Origin of the sequence: Nesterenkonia sandarakina, assembly GCF_003003175.1 — a bacterium.
Taxonomy (GTDB): domain Bacteria; phylum Actinomycetota; class Actinomycetes; order Actinomycetales; family Micrococcaceae; genus Nesterenkonia; species Nesterenkonia sandarakina_A.
Genome location: NZ_PVTY01000014.1, coordinates 16,119 through 29,946 on the forward strand (window position 1 = coordinate 16,119; position 13,828 = coordinate 29,946).

12 protein-coding genes and 1 tRNA gene are annotated in these 13,828 nt (G+C 69.4%); 7 read left to right on the forward strand and 6 right to left on the reverse strand.

Translation table 11 applies throughout. From position 1 onward, the window contains the following. Window positions 1-16 precede the first annotated feature (16 nt). A complete protein-coding gene (locus BCL67_RS11615) occupies window positions 17-1,375 on the reverse strand; it encodes a cell division protein PerM (RefSeq protein WP_106123599.1) in 1,359 nt (452 codons plus the stop codon). Between the two features lie 49 nt (window positions 1,376-1,424). Next, the gene (locus tag BCL67_RS11620) at window positions 1,425-2,177 is read right to left on the reverse strand and encodes a sulfite exporter TauE/SafE family protein (protein ID WP_106123600.1); all 753 of its coding nucleotides are present in this window, start codon (window positions 2,175-2,177) and stop codon (window positions 1,425-1,427) included. Between the two features lie 102 nt (window positions 2,178-2,279). Between BCL67_RS11620 and BCL67_RS11625 the strand changes: the two genes are divergently transcribed. Then, window positions 2,280-3,527, forward strand: coding sequence for a glycosyltransferase family 4 protein (locus BCL67_RS11625; protein WP_106123601.1), 1,248 nt, complete (start codon window positions 2,280-2,282; stop codon window positions 3,525-3,527). Window positions 3,528-3,654: 127 nt separating this feature from the next. On the opposite strand, the gene BCL67_RS11630 is transcribed toward BCL67_RS11625, so the two are convergent. Continuing rightward, window positions 3,655-4,794 (reverse strand): App1 family protein, encoded by a 1,140-nt coding sequence (locus BCL67_RS11630; protein ID WP_106123664.1) that lies wholly within the window; start codon window positions 4,792-4,794, stop codon window positions 3,655-3,657. A gap of 65 nt (window positions 4,795-4,859) precedes the next feature. Between BCL67_RS11630 and BCL67_RS11635 the strand changes: the two genes are divergently transcribed. From BCL67_RS11635 to BCL67_RS11645, 3 genes are all read left to right on the forward strand, one after another. Next, a complete protein-coding gene (locus tag BCL67_RS11635) occupies window positions 4,860-5,753 on the forward strand; it encodes an inositol monophosphatase family protein (RefSeq protein WP_106123602.1) in 894 nt (297 codons plus the stop codon). 59 nt (window positions 5,754-5,812) lie between these two features. After that, window positions 5,813-6,949 (forward strand): VIT1/CCC1 transporter family protein, encoded by a 1,137-nt coding sequence (locus tag BCL67_RS11640; protein ID WP_106123603.1) that lies wholly within the window; start codon window positions 5,813-5,815, stop codon window positions 6,947-6,949. Between the two features lie 104 nt (window positions 6,950-7,053). Next, window positions 7,054-7,506 carry a pyridoxamine 5'-phosphate oxidase family protein gene (locus BCL67_RS11645; RefSeq protein ID WP_106123604.1) on the forward strand — a complete coding sequence of 151 codons (453 nt, stop codon included), beginning with the start codon at window positions 7,054-7,056 and terminating at the stop codon, window positions 7,504-7,506. Between the two features lie 99 nt (window positions 7,507-7,605). On the opposite strand, the gene sucD is transcribed toward BCL67_RS11645, so the two are convergent. The 3 genes from sucD to BCL67_RS11660 all read right to left on the reverse strand — a co-directional run bounded on the left by sucD (window position 7,606) and on the right by BCL67_RS11660 (window position 12,459). After that, on the reverse strand, window positions 7,606-8,520 hold the full coding sequence (sucD, locus tag BCL67_RS11650) for a succinate--CoA ligase subunit alpha (RefSeq protein WP_106123605.1): 915 nt from the start codon (window positions 8,518-8,520) through the stop codon (window positions 7,606-7,608). 15 nt (window positions 8,521-8,535) lie between these two features. Further along, window positions 8,536-9,714 (reverse strand): ADP-forming succinate--CoA ligase subunit beta, encoded by a 1,179-nt coding sequence (gene sucC / locus BCL67_RS11655; protein WP_106123606.1) that lies wholly within the window; start codon window positions 9,712-9,714, stop codon window positions 8,536-8,538. Window positions 9,715-9,789: 75 nt separating this feature from the next. Next, window positions 9,790-12,459 carry an ATP-dependent helicase gene (locus BCL67_RS11660; protein WP_106123607.1) on the reverse strand — a complete coding sequence of 890 codons (2,670 nt, stop codon included), beginning with the start codon at window positions 12,457-12,459 and terminating at the stop codon, window positions 9,790-9,792. A 99-nt stretch (window positions 12,460-12,558) separates the two neighbouring features. Between BCL67_RS11660 and BCL67_RS11665 the strand changes: the two genes are divergently transcribed. The 3 genes from BCL67_RS11665 (at window position 12,559) to BCL67_RS15520 (ending at window position 13,814) form a co-directional block, all read left to right on the forward strand. Continuing rightward, window positions 12,559-13,287 (forward strand): hypothetical protein, encoded by a 729-nt coding sequence (locus tag BCL67_RS11665; protein WP_106123608.1) that lies wholly within the window; start codon window positions 12,559-12,561, stop codon window positions 13,285-13,287. Between the two features lie 134 nt (window positions 13,288-13,421). Beyond that, window positions 13,422-13,497: transfer RNA gene (locus BCL67_RS11670), tRNA-Arg, on the forward strand. A 167-nt stretch (window positions 13,498-13,664) separates the two neighbouring features. Beyond that, entirely contained in the window at window positions 13,665-13,814 is a 150-nt protein-coding gene (locus BCL67_RS15520; RefSeq protein WP_181255988.1) for a hypothetical protein, read from the forward strand. Window positions 13,815-13,828 lie beyond the last annotated feature (14 nt).

A 13,828-nucleotide genomic window follows, 5' to 3' on the forward strand; every position in this document is an offset into this window, starting at 1 on the left:
GCGCCGGGAGCTCCGCTCAGCCCGTGGTGCGACGGCGCAGCCGCTGCGCTCCCAGCGAGACGCTGTAGCCGAGGATCGCACCCAGAGCGACCCAGGCGCCGAGCATCCCCGCGCTGAGCAGCGCGTTCGGACCGACGTCGGTCATCCGCCCGACCCCCAGCGAGATGTGGGAGAGCCACAGCGGCCCCACCGCCAGCAGCGCGGTGACCAGGCCGGTGAACACCCCGAGCGAGAGGGTGGAGAGACCGGCGGCCAACGGACGCCAGGAGATCCGCAGCGTGAACCAGTCGTCCAGGTGGTTCTCCCCCTCCCGCATCAGCCACCAGCCGGCCACCACGCCGGCGAGCACCGGCAGCGCCAGCACCAGGAGCGCGTAGGGATGGGCCTGATCCGGCAGCGCTGCCAGCACCGGCACCGCGGGCACGGCGCCCAGCTCGGTACCCAGCGGGGAGACCACCGTGCCGGTGCCCAGCGCGAAGCCTGACCCGGTGGAGTAGGCCAGCGCCCACAGGATGAGGTTGGGAGCCAGTCCCAGGTGCAGCACGGTCAGCCCCAGGACCCCGATGATCCCCGGGTTCAGCTGCTCATAGACATTGGCGATCTCCATCCACTGCATGCCGAGCTGAGCAGCCAGCAGCAGCGAGGCCAGTCCACAGGCGGCGACGAAGCCGACCAGCCCGGCCCGAGCCACGGCCCAGGCGTAGGACCCGGCCCAGCGCAGCCGCTGCGAGAGCTCATCGATCCGCGCCTCCAGGTCCGTGCCGATCATCCGGGCCGCGCTGCGCGCCTCCGCATAGCAGCCGGCGAGCGCGGCGAGGCTCATCAGCACGGCCGCGCAGAGCGCCGCCAGCCAGGGCATCACCTGGAAGGCTTCGGCCTGAGCCACCCACGCGATCCCGGCCGCGCCGGCGGCATAGGTCAGGACCAGGGGAAGCAGTCCCTGCCAGAGCTGGTCTGAATAGGAGCCGCGGGCGATCCTGCCACCGGCGCGCCAGCCCAGCCACAGCGGGATCAGCGTCAGGCCCAGCGGAACCAGGTGGAACCAACCGCCGCCGGGAACGTCCAGGGCGCCGCCCAGCGCGCCGGCCTCGAGGGTGACCACGAGCTCCACCGGGGTGCCGTGCAGCACCAGCCACACCTGCGCCGCCAGGGAGAGCACGGAGTCCAGGTCGAACGCGGAGACGCCTCCCGCGAGGCTCATCGCGAGCATCGGGATCCCCACCAGCAGCATGGTGATCAGCAGGATCTGCGCGGCCTCGACCAGACCGATGAGCCACAGCGGAGGGGTGGGCAGGCGGAATCGGCGGCGGGTGCGCTCGGGCGCGCCGGCAGCGTCACGCGCGGCGGTGCTGGGTTCAGTCTCGGTGGTGGCCATCGGTCCTATCGTGCCAGCAGGTGCTGGTCTTCGGCTGGAGCAACAGGCCTCAGCCGAGCATCATTCGCAGACCTGTGATCAGAGCCATGATCGAGCCGATGAAGGCGAGGATCAGCACCAGCCGACGGACCAGGGCCTCGTCGATGCGGCGCTGCAGCCATTCCCCGATCACGATGCCGAGCACGATCGCGACGACCGAGCCGGTCCAGGCCCACCAGGGCAGGCCGGGGAGCGCGCCGTCGTCGAAGGACCACTTGATCCCGAAGGAGCCCAGGGAGAGCAGGATCCAGATCGGCTGAAGCGTGGCGATCATGGACATGACCGGCCAGCGCGAGACGACCGCGTAGATCGTCACTGCGGGGCCGCCGACGCCGGCGATGACCGTGCCGGCTCCTGATCCGATCCCTGCGATCACCCGGGTGGTGGCGCCGTCGGCCTCGAAGGTGATCCGGGTCAGCAGCATCGAGGTGATCAGCCCGATGATCACCAGCCCCGCGACGACCACGTAGAGCGGGCCGGGGGACGAGTTCACCGAGATCCACGCCGCGGCGGGCATCACCGCGAGCGCCGGCAGCCCCAGCCAGAGCACCTTGCGCCATTCGATGTCGTTCCAGATCCGCGGGAGCACCAGCATCGGTGCGAAGATGCTCAGGAAGTTCACCAGCATCACGCCCTCGTGCGCGCCGATCAGCACCACGAGGAAGGGGGCCATGACCATGCCGAAGCCGAGCCCCACCAGACGCTGGATGACGGCGGCGAGCAGGACCAGGCCGACGACGGCGAGAGGGATCAGTGACTCCACCTGGTCACCTTATCCGCTGGTGAGGGAAACGTTTGAGCAGCGTTCACAGTGCGGTCACGACGACGACGGCCTGCGCTGGCCCGGGGTGCCTAGCCTGAGGGCGTGAGAGTTGTCGTGGTGACCGAATCATTCCTGCCCCACATGAACGGCGTGACGAACTCCGTGGTTCATGTCCTCGCCCACCTCCGTCGCCGCGGCGATGACGTCACCGTCATCGCCCCCTCCGACACCATGTTCGACGCCGTCCAGTGGGCCGTTCCGCCCAGCCCGGGCGGGGAGCTCTGTGAGGGATTCCCGGTCATCCGGGTTCCCTCGCTGCCGCTGCCGGACTATCCCAAGGTCCGGGTGGCCGCGGGCTTCGTGACCCCGATCCGTCACCTGCTCGAGCTGATCCGCCCCGATGTGGTCCACGTGGCCTCGCCCTTCGTGCTGGGCTGGCGGGCGATCCAGGCGGCAGGCGCACTGGGGCTGCCCACCGTGTCGATCTATCAGACCGAGGTGCCCACCTACGCGGCGCGCTACCGGATCCCCTGGGCCACGGAGCTGCTCTGGCAGCACGTGGACCGGATGCACTCCGCGTCCACGCTGACCCTGGTGCCGTCCTCCTTCTGCCGGGAGCAGCTCACCCGGCGCGGCATCAAGCGGCTCAAGACCTGGCGCCGGGGTGTGGACACCGGGCGATTCACCCCGGCACGGCGCAGCGAGGAGCTGCGCGCCGAGATCCGCCGCAGCGCGGCCGGCGGCCCCGGGGGCGGGGATCCTCAGGAGCTGCTGATCGGCTTCGTCGGTCGGCTGGCCTCGGAGAAGCAGGTGGAAGACCTGGCGGTGCTCGACGCGCTGCCCGGGACCCGGCTGGTGATCATCGGCTCGGGGCCGCAGGAGGACGCGCTGCGCCGGCGGCTGCCCCGCGCGCACTTCGCCGGCTTCCAGTCCGGCGATGACCTGGGCGCCCATGTGGCGAGCCTGGATGTCTTCGTCCACCCCGGGGAGGCCGAGACGTTCTGCCAGACCATTCAGGAGGCCATGGCCGCGGCGGTGCCGGTGGTCGCGGTGGGCCGGGGCGGCCCGCTGGACCTGGTCGACGTCGGCCGCACCGGCTGGCTCTATCGGCCCGGTGACCTGCAGGGCCTGCGCTCCGCGGTGGAGCACCTCGTCGGTGATCCCGCGGCTCGCCGGGACTTCGGGCTGCGCGCGCACGAGAGCGTGCAGGGACGCACCTGGGAGGCGCTGTCGAACGAGCTGATCGGGCACTATTCGCGCGCGGTGGAGGTCAATCGCCGGGTCCGCACCATGCACACCCGGCCGCGCCGTTCCGAGACCTGGGCCGCGGAGGCGACCTCGAACCGCTGAGCATCGAAGCAGCTCGCACAGCTGACCGCCGACCGGTCGGTCCAGGGCCGGTCGGCCTCGGTCCCGGCTGGGCCTCTGGCGCAGACGACCTCTCGGGCTGACCCGACCTCTGGGGCTGGTCGGACCGCTAGAGCAGGCCGTGCTGGGAGAGCTTCGCGGCGATGTCCTTGCCGTCGGGACCGTAGATCCACGGGATCCGTCGGTTCCCGGCGAGCTGGACCGCCTCAGAGGGTTCGGCCGGATCGCCGTAGTTGAACAGATCGTTGCCCACCGGGTCCTCCGCTCGACCACCGGCCAGCATCGCCTCCGAGTAGGTCAGCTCACGGATGATCACCGCGGTGACGTGTTCGGGGTGGCGGCGGACGAAGTCGGCGTAGATGCTCGGGTCGTGCTGGCCGTCGTCGCCGATCAGCACCCAGGACATCTCCGGGAAGTCCTGGGCCAGGCGTTCCAGCTGCTGGACCTTGTGCTCACGTCCGGAGCGGAACCAGCGGTCCGCCGTCGGTCCCCAGTCGGTGAGCAGCAGCGGTCCCTTCGGGTAGAGGTTCCGGGTCAGGAACCGGGTCAGCGCCTGCGCCACGTTCCACGCGCCGGTGGAGATGTAGATGACCGGGGAGCCGGGGAAGCTGACCATCAGCCGCTCCATCATCACGGCCATCCCGGGGGTCGGGGTGCGGGCGTGCTCGTCGAGCACGAAGGAGTTCCAGGCCGCGAGCAGCGGCCGCGGCAGCGTGGTGACCACCACGGTGTCGTCGATGTCGCAGACGACTCCGGTGACCGTGGAGTCATCGATGATGTGCACCTCGGCGGCGGTGGGCTCGCTGCCGGGGGCGTGCAGGGTGACCTGCTGCCAGCCAGGCTCGAGGTCAGTCTCGATGACCGCGTCCACGATCCCGCCGCGGTCGGCGACCACCTCGAACTCGCGACCGCCGATCTCCACCGTGATCTCCGCGAAGGGCACGGGGGCGGAGATGAAGTTGCGCCAGCCGCGGACCCCGTCGGCGATGACCTTGGCCACCCGGAGTCCGTTCTCGAAATCGGAGTCCGGGGCCATGACCACCCGGGAGAACACGCGGACCCAGCGCCGGCAGCCATAGCCGGTCATCGAGAGCATCGTGACGTTGAGCCCGCGCCGACGCGCCAGTCCGAGGCGGAACTGGTGCCAGCCGTCCTCGGTCTTCATCACCCGGTTGCGGGTGCGATCGCTGTAGTGGGACCGCACGGCGGCGTTGTCCTGAATAACCTCAGTGGGCTCTGGGTTCGTCATCGGCTCGATCATACCGGCTTGTGCGCCAGGCCACGGTCCGGTGCCCACGTCGGTAGGGTGAACGTGTGCCGAACACCGCCGCTCCCCGCCCCGACCCTCGACAGCTCCGACGCATCGCTCTGGAGGCCGCCCAGGCGGCCGGGACTCCCCTGGCGCAGGCCTTCCGCGCCGCGGCCGGTATGACCGGGCTGAGCATCGCGACCAAGACCAGCACCCACGACCTGGTCACCATCCATGACGGCGCCACCGAGGACGCTCTGGCCGCGGCACTGACCGGCGCGGTCCCGGATTCCTGGATCACCGGGGAGGAGTCGGGCGCGCGCGGCAGCGGTTCGCTGGAGTGGATCGTGGACCCCATCGACGGGACCAGCAACTTCGCGCACGGCTTTGCGCTGTTCTCGATCTCGATCGCCGCGGTCTTCGCCGGCGAGGTCATCGCCGGAGTGGTGCATGACCCGGTCAACCAGCTCAGCTTCTCCGCCGACGACGACGGCGCCTACCTGTCCTCGCCCCAGCGTCCTGAGACCCGGCTGGGAGCCTCGGCCGAGCCCCCGCGCTCGGGCGCGCAGCTGAATCTGATGACCAGCTACCCCTCCGCAGAGGTGCTCGCCCAGGAGGGCCCGCTCGCGCTGGAGGCCTTCGGGGAAATGGTGACCGGCTTCTCCACGGTGCGCCGGGTGGTGTCCGGGGCGCTGGAGCTCTGCCACGCCGCGGCCGGGTGGAACGACGTGGTGCTCGGAGTGGACACCAAACCGTGGGACATCGCCGCGGGGATGCTGATCCTGCGCCGCGCCGGCGGCACCTACCTCGCCTCCCGCGGGGACGCCGAGGATCTCCAGGAGCGCCCCGATCACCTCGCACCGGACTACCTGGGCCTGGGCCCCGGGGTGGACTCCCCCGAGGCGCGCCGCCTCTTCCGCGAGGCCAGCGACCGGCGTCGTCGGTTTAGCCATTCCTGAACTTCGTCACAGGCCGTCCGGGGGTCCGCGGCGCGCCCAGATCGGGAAGACTGAGCTCAATGAGCTCCCTCGATCCCGCAGACTCCTCGGCTGACCCGAGCGCGTCGAGCACCCAGACCGCCGACCCCACTCCGCGGCAGATCCGCCGCTGGCGCAAGTACCTCGCCGATGAGCAGGCCGAAGGGCGGCTCTACACCGCGCTGGCGGAGCGCAAGCAGGGCGAGGAGCGCCAGATCCTGCTCGGCCTGGCCGCTGCGGAGAAGCGCCACGAGCAGCACTGGCGGGACCTCCTGGGCGCCGACGCCGAGAAGCTGCCCGCCCCCTCGGCCCACCGGGTCCTGCTGGGCTGGATGGCGCGGATCTTCGGCTCGGTGTTCATCCTGGCTCTGGCCCAGCGCGCCGAGGGCGGCTCTCCCTATGACGATGACGACGACGCGACCGCACGGATGGCCGCGGACGAGGCCATCCACGAGGAGGTCGTCCGGGCCCTGGCCACGCGCGGACGGGAGAAGCTCTCGGGCGGGTTCCGCGCCGCGGTCTTCGGCGCCAACGACGGCCTGGTCTCGAACCTTGCCCTGATCGTGGGCATGGGCGGCACCGGCGTCGGGTCCGGGGTGATCCTGCTGACCGGCATCGCCGGGCTGCTCGCCGGGGCGCTGTCGATGGCGGCCGGAGAGTTCGTCTCGGTGCGCAGCCAGCGCGAGCTGCTCGACGCCACTCGACCCACCCAGGTCACCCTGCGCGCCGCACCCGATCTGGACTTCGACCACAACGAGCTGATCCTGGTCTATCGGGCCCGCGGCATGAGCAAGGCCGATGCGGAGCATCGCGCGCTGGAGCGGCTCAACGTCTTCACCTGCGACTGCAGGCCGGAGCTCTCCCACGACCCGGAGGAGCCCGCCGATTCCCACGAGATCGTGGGCTCGGCCTGGACCGCGGCCGGATCCAGCTTCGTGTTCTTCGCCGTCGGCGCGCTGATCCCGGTGCTGCCCTATCTGCTGGGCAGCGAAGGGACCACCGCGATCATCATCGCCAGCTCACTGGTCGGGATCGCGCTGCTGGCCACCGGCGCGGCGGTGGGGCTGCTCTCCGGGGCCTCCCCGCTCAAGCGCGGGCTGCGCCAGCTGGGCATCGGCCTCGGCGCGGCCGCGGTCACCTACATCCTGGGCACGCTGCTCGGCGGCACGGTGGCCTGATCGGTGGTCTCTTCTCGTCGCGAGCAACTCTTCTACACGATGTAGAAAAGGTCTAGACTCGGTGGTGCACAGCGAAGTGCACCACCGACTGAGAGGCGGCGAGCATGTTCGAACACGCTGAGGGCGAACCGGCCCTGGTGCTGAGCCAGGACCAGTGCTGGACCCTGTTGGAAGGCGTCCAGCACGGCCGGCTGGTCACCGTGGTCGGCGGACGGGCCGACATCTTCCCGGTCAACTGCGCGGCCCAGGACCGGTCGATCGTGCTGCGCACGGCTCCGGGCTCCAAGCTGGCCGAGATGGCGGTCAACGAGAGCGTGCTCTTCGAGGCCGACGGAATCCTCTCCGATCAGGCCTGGTCGGTGGTGCTGCGCGGCACGGCCGCCCGGCTGGAGAGCTCCGCCGAGCGCGAGGCCGCCGAGGAGCTCGATCTCAGGCCCTGGGTGCCCACGATCAAGGACTACTTCGTGCGGATCAGCCCCGAGGAGATCAGCGGGCGTCACTTCCGCTTCGGCGAGCACCCGGAGCGAGAGCTGGGCGAGGGATCCGAGGGCGGCTGAGCCCGCAGACGAGGACGGGGCCGCCCCCGATGATCAGGAACGGCCCCGTAGTGCGATTCTCCAGACTGCGGCTGTTCAGACCGCGAGGTGGATCAAGCCTCAGCCCTTGAAGACCTCGCGAAGCAGCGCGGCGGTCTCCGACGGCGTCTTGCCGACCTTCACGCCCGCGGCCTCGAGGGCCTCCTTCTTGCCTTCAGCCGTGCCCGAGCCGCCGGAGACGATGGCGCCGGCGTGGCCCATGGTCTTGCCCTCGGGTGCGGTGAAGCCAGCCACGTAGCCCACGACGGGCTTGGTGACGTGTGCCTTGATGTAGTCGGCCGCGCGCTCTTCAGCGTCGCCGCCGATCTCACCGATCATCACGATGGCCTTGGTCTCCGGATCGTTCTCGAAGGCCTCCAGCGCATCGATGTGCGTGGTCCCGATGATCGGGTCGCCGCCGATGCCGATGGAGGTGGAGAAGCCGATGTCGCGCAGCTCGTACATCATCTGGTAGGTCAGCGTCCCGGACTTCGAGACCAGGCCGATGGGCCCGGCTTCGGTGATGTTGGACGGGGTGATGCCTGCCAGGGCCTGACCCGGGGTGATGATGCCGGGGCAGTTCGGGCCGATGATCCGGGTGACGGGCTTGCCGTCGGCGCCGGTCTTGGTCAGCGAGAGGTTGAAGAACTCTGCGGAGTCCTGCACCGGGATGCCCTCGGTGATGACCACCAGCAGGCCGATGCCGGCCTCGATGGCCTCGACTGCGGCATCCTTGGCAAACTTCGGCGGCACGAAGGCCACCGAGACATCCGCGCCGGTCTTCTCCATGGCCTCGGCCACGGAGGCGAACACGGGCAGCTCGACATCGTTGCCGGCCTTGTCCTTGTGGGACACGGCCGTGCCGGCCTTGCGGGCATTCACGCCGCCGACGATGTTGGTGCCTGCTTTGAGCATCAGGGCGGTGTGCTTGGTGCCCTCGCCGCCGGTGATGCCCTGGACGATGACCTTGGAGTCCTTGTTCAGGTAGATAGACATTGTGTGAGCAGGTCCTTACTTGTCAGTCCGCGCGGAGTGCGCAAGTTCGGCGGCCTTGTCGGCGCCGGCGTCCATGGTGTCAGCGGTGGTGACCAGCGGGTGGTTCGCCGCTTCCAGAATGCGGCGCCCCTCCTCCACATTGTTGCCGTCGAGGCGGACCACGAGCGGCTTGGTGGCGGAGTCCCCGAGGATCTCCAGGGCCTTGACGATGCCGTTGGCCACGGCGTCGCAGGAGGTGATGCCGCCGAAGACGTTGACGAACACGGACTTGACCTGATCGTCGCCGAGGATGACGTCGAGGCCGTTGGCCATGACCTCGGCCGAGGCGCCGCCGCCGATGTCGAGGAAGTTCGCGGGCTTCACGCCGCCGTGGGCCTCGCCGGCATACGCGACGACGTCCAGGGTGGACATGACCAGACCGGCGCCGTTGCCAATGATGCCGACCTGACCGTCGAGCTTGACGTAGTTCAGGTCGTTGGCCTTGGCCTTGGCCTCCAGCGGGTCCTCGGTCTGCTCGTCCACGAGCTCCGAGTGCGCCGGCTGACGGAACTCGGCGTTCTCGTCGATGGTGACCTTGCCGTCGAGAGCAATGATCTGCCCGTCGCCGGTCTTGACCAGCGGGTTCACCTCGACCAGCGTGGCGTCCTCCTTGGAGAACACGTTCCACAGCTGGATGAACGCGTGAGCCAGCTGCTCATGCTGCTCTTCCGGGAATCCGGCCTGCTCGGCGATCTCTTTGGCCTTGGCCGCATCGATGCCGGTGTTCGGATCGACGCTCACCCGTGCCAGCGCCTCGGGCCGCTCGACGGCGAGCTGCTCGATCTCGACGCCGCCCTCCTTGGAGCACATCACGAGGTAGTCGCGGTTGGCGCGGTCCAGCAGGATCGAGAAGTAGTACTCATCTGCAATGTCTGCACCCTGGGCGATCATCACGCGGTGCACGGTGTGCCCCTTGATGTCCATGCCCAGAATGGCTTCAGCATGCTGCTGCGCTTCATCGGCGCTCTTGGCAAGTTTGACGCCGCCGGCTTTGCCGCGGCCTCCGACCTTGACCTGAGCCTTGACGACGACGACGCCACCGATCTTCTCGGCGGCCGCCTTCGCTTCTTCCGGGGTCTGCGCTACGATTCCGGCCAGCACGGGAACGCCGTGTGCCTCGAAGAGATCGCGCGCCTGGTACTCATACAGGTCCACGTGTGTGTCCTTCTACGTCGAAGTCATCTCTACATGTTGAAGGTCAACGGCGCCGCGCGCGTGAACGCGCAGCGCTCAGCTGACCTTCTCCAGTGGAGCATATCGCAGGAGGAGTCGCTTCTCGGACCCGGCGAAGCTCACCTTGGCCACGGTCTTGGCGCCGGATCCTTCGACGGCGAGCACCTCACCGACCCCGAAGCGCTGGTGGCTGACCCGGTCGCCGGGGTTCAGGCTGGGGATCTCGCGATCCGGATCCACCTGGCTCGGTGCCGCGCCGCGGGTGGCCCCGGGCAGCGAGGAGGAGGTCTTCTTGCTGTCCGCCGCACCGTAGATGGTCGCGCCGGAGCGTGGCGCGCCGGAGCCGTAGGAGGTCGAGCCGGAGCCGGCGCCCCAGCCGCCGCTGAGGCTGCCCGCCCCGCCCTGGATGGAGCCGCCGAAGCCGGAGGATCCGAAGCCTGCCGAGCCGAAGCGCGGTCCGCGGGAGGACGTCGAGGACGCGGCGCTGACCTCGATGAGCTCCTCGGGGATCTCGCCGAGGAACTGGCTCGGCGGATTGAACTGGTGCTGCCCCCAGAGGTGGCGGGACTCCGCGCGGGAGAGGTAGAGGCGCTGCCGGGCGCGGGTGAGCCCCACGTAGGCGAGCCGGCGCTCCTCGGCGAGCTCCTCGGGATCAGACATCGAGCGCGAGTGCGGGAAGATGCCGTGCTCCATGCCGGTGAGGAAGACCACCGGGAACTCCAGGCCCTTGGCGGTGTGCAGGGTCATCAGGGTGACCTGTCCCTGCTCCACGGCCAGCCGCTGAGACTCCTCGTCACCGGCCGCCGGGATGGCGTCGGCGTCGGCGACCAGCGAGACCTGCTCCAGGAAGTTCGCCAGCGCGCCGGGGCCCTCCGGCAGGTCCGCTCCGGCGAGACCGGCGTCGGTCTCCAGGAGGTCCTCGCCCTGGACGACTCCCCCGACGCCGGCGCCTCGGGCAGAGTCTGCCGCGGCGGCCTCGGTCTCGTACTCCTTGACCACCGCCACCAGTTCACCGAGGTTGTCGGCGCGGGACTCGTCCTGGAGGTCCTTGGACTGGCGCAGCGCCTCGAGCATGCCGGACTGTTCCAGCACGGCCTCGAGCACGACCGAGGGCCTGCCGTCCTGGTTGAGCTGGATCAGGTCATCGATCATCCGCACGAAGGAGGCGATGGCCTTGAGCGAGCGGGTCGCGATCCCGGGGGCCTGCTCGGCCCGGCGCAGCGCCTCCAGGAAGGTGGTCCGGTCACGGGTGGCCAGGGTGGCCACGGCGCCTTCGGCCCGCTCGCCGATCCCCCGTTTGGGCTCGTTGAGGATCCGGCGCAGGTTGACGTCGTCGTCGGGGTTGTTGACCACCCGCAGGTAGGCCAGCGCGTCCTTGATCTCCTTGCGGTCGTAGAACCGGGTGCCGCCGATGACCCGGTACGGGATGCCCCGGTTGATCAGACGCTCCTCCAGCGAGCGCGACTGGGCGTTGGTCCGGTAGAACACGGCGACGTCGGAGGGCCTGATGCCCTCGGCGTCCCCGAGTGAGTCGATGGTGCGCGCGATCCACTCCGCCTCGTCGTTCTCGGAGGGAGCCACGTGCAGCACCACCGGGGAGCCCTCGCCGAGTGCGGTCCAGAGCTTCTTCTCGGTCCGGTTGGGGTTCTGTGAGATCACCGCGTTCGCGGCGTTGAGGATCGTCTGCGTGGAGCGATAGTTCTGCTCCAGCTTGATCGTGGTGGCATCGGGGTAGTCCCGCGCGAATTCGACGATGTTGCGGATGTCGGCGCCGCGGAAGGCGTAGATGGACTGATCCGAGTCGCCCACCACGGTCAGCTCCGCCCCGGGGGTGGGGACCTGCGTCATCGCGTCCCCGGTGGTCTCGGTGGGGCCGGTCAGCTGGCGGACCAGTCGGTACTGGGCGTGGTTGGTGTCCTGGTACTCATCGACCAGCACGTGCCGGAAGCGCCGCCGGTAGCTGTCCAGGATCCGCGGGAAGGCGTCGAACATGTAGACGGTCTCGGCGAGCAGGTCGTCGAAGTCGTAGGCGTTGGCCGCGCGCAGCCGCTCGGTGTACTCGCGGTAGACGGTCGCGACGGCCTCGGAGAACGGCTCATGGGCGGCGGTGGACTGGAACTGGTCGGCGTCGACGAGTTCGTTCTTCAGCGCCGAGATCTTGTTCTTCAGCGCGCGCGGCGCGAATCGCTTCGGGTCCAGGTCGTGGGACTTCGCGATGGTGGTGATCAGCCGCAGCGAGTCCGCGCTGTCATAGATGGTGAACGTCGAGCGGCGCCCAAGATGGGCGGCCTCGGCGCGCAGGATCCGCACGCAGGAGGAGTGGAAGGTGGAGATCCACATGCGCTCCGCGGAGGGACCGATCATCTCGGCGATGCGGTCCTTCATCTCTCGGGCGGCCTTGTTGGTGAAGGTGATCGCCAGGATCTCGTGCGGGCGGGCGGCGCCGCTGCGCAGCAGGTGCACCACCCGGCGGGTCAGCACCCGGGTCTTGCCGGAGCCCGCCCCGGCCACGATCAGCAGCGGGGAGCCGGTGTGCAGCACTGCCGCCTGCTGCTCGGGGTTCAGCTCGGTGACCGCGTCGGCGGAGGGCTCTGCGGCCGGGGACTGATCCTGCTGCAGGACGGCGGGCCCGCCGTCGTCGTGGTGCCCCGGACGCCCGGCGGCGCTCGCGGGCTTGCGGGACTGCTCGGCGGGTGCGGCTTTCGGCGGGGTGAAGAGGAAATCCATGGTGGGCCCAGTCTAAGCGCCGGAGCTGACACTCACACGGCGCAGCAGCGGCCCGAACCTCTGCCAGACTGGAGGGACTCAGATCTATCCAGGAGGGCCATGTCCAAGCGGCGCAAGAAGGTGCGGGGCAACCCCGCACGCGAGGCCACGGAGCCGGAGTCTTCAGGGATCCCCGGAGCACCGGGCGGGCTCCGGGCGTTCCGTCGCGCGCGCCGAGAAGGCCTGGATCCCTCCACGACGCCCAAGCGCCGCGACGACGTGCGCGACGGATACCTCAGCGCGGCCAGCCAGCGCGCCGGTGAGGGCACCGACTCAAATCCGCACCTGCTGCTCTACGCGCTTCTGGGGCTGATGGCGTTCCTCTTCGCCTATCTGCACCTCTACGCGCTGCCGCAGATGAACTATTTCGCCGGCGGGTTCTCGATGCCGGACAGCCGGCTGCTCGGCTACTCGGTGGAGGACATCGAGCGGCTGCGCAATGTCATGGACGCCGACGGCACCGGCCAGCTCAGCTTCCTGCACCGCACTGCCGGGATCCTGTTCCCGCTGTCCTTCCTGTTCGCGAGCTGGGCGGTGGTCGGGCTGGCGATGCGAGGCAAGGTCTTCCGCTGGATCGTGCTCTCCGGCGCCGTGGCCCTCGCGGCCGTGGACATCACGGAGAACTTCCTGATCGATCGGATCCTCACCATGGAGCCCCTGGATGAGGGACTTGTCGCGGTCTCCTCCGGATTCACCGTCGCCAGCTGGGCGCTGCTGATCGTCCTGGGTGCGGTGGTGATCGGGTCAGTGGTGATGGGCCTGATCCGCCAGGGTGTGGAACGGCCCTAGTCATAGGCACGGTCCCAGGCTGCTGGGTGAAACACCCTCGCCTGCTTCACCCGACGCCTGCCGCCGGCTCCGCAGGTAGGATGGTGCGGTGCCGCGCAGGACGCACGGCATGCCCGGCGATCATCGCCGTCCAACCCTCCGTAGCTCAGGGGATAGAGCACCGCTCTCCTAAAGCGGGTGTCGCAGGTTCGAATCCTGCCGGGGGGACCAGACGAACCGCAGAGCCGCGTCCAGGTCACAGTTTCGCCTGGCCAGGGATCCTCACGGGTGGCACAGCGACCGCTCGGAGACATCGGGCCTGGGGCAGTGTCGCAGAACACATCTACAGTAGACCTAGCCGGCCCGCTTCGGACCGGGGCTACCTAGAGGAGAGTGACATGTCCGAGATCAATTTCCAGGATGAGGTCCTGCGCAAGCTTCGGTCCCTGGAAGAGTCGGTCCAGAGAATCGAGGAGGAGCTGCGTCTCCTCAAGAACGACCGGCCAGGCGTGGAGGACGAACACACGGACTACACGACGCGAGGCTGAGTCGGGCAGAAGCT

Coding starts and splice junctions, on each gene's coding strand:
- BCL67_RS11615 (WP_106123599.1), bottom strand. CDS start 1,375: ATGGCCACCACCGAGACTGAACCCAGCACCGCCGCGCGTGACGCTGCC.
- BCL67_RS11630 (WP_106123664.1), bottom strand. CDS start 4,794: ATGACGAACCCAGAGCCCACTGAGGTTATTCAGGACAACGCCGCCGTG.
- BCL67_RS11640 (WP_106123603.1), top strand. CDS start 5,813: ATGAGCTCCCTCGATCCCGCAGACTCCTCGGCTGACCCGAGCGCGTCG.
- BCL67_RS11645 (WP_106123604.1), top strand. CDS start 7,054: ATGTTCGAACACGCTGAGGGCGAACCGGCCCTGGTGCTGAGCCAGGAC.
- sucD (WP_106123605.1), bottom strand. CDS start 8,520: ATGTCTATCTACCTGAACAAGGACTCCAAGGTCATCGTCCAGGGCATC.
- BCL67_RS11660 (WP_106123607.1), bottom strand. CDS start 12,459: ATGGATTTCCTCTTCACCCCGCCGAAAGCCGCACCCGCCGAGCAGTCC.
- BCL67_RS11665 (WP_106123608.1), top strand. CDS start 12,559: ATGTCCAAGCGGCGCAAGAAGGTGCGGGGCAACCCCGCACGCGAGGCC.
- BCL67_RS15520 (WP_181255988.1), top strand. CDS start 13,665: ATGTCCGAGATCAATTTCCAGGATGAGGTCCTGCGCAAGCTTCGGTCC.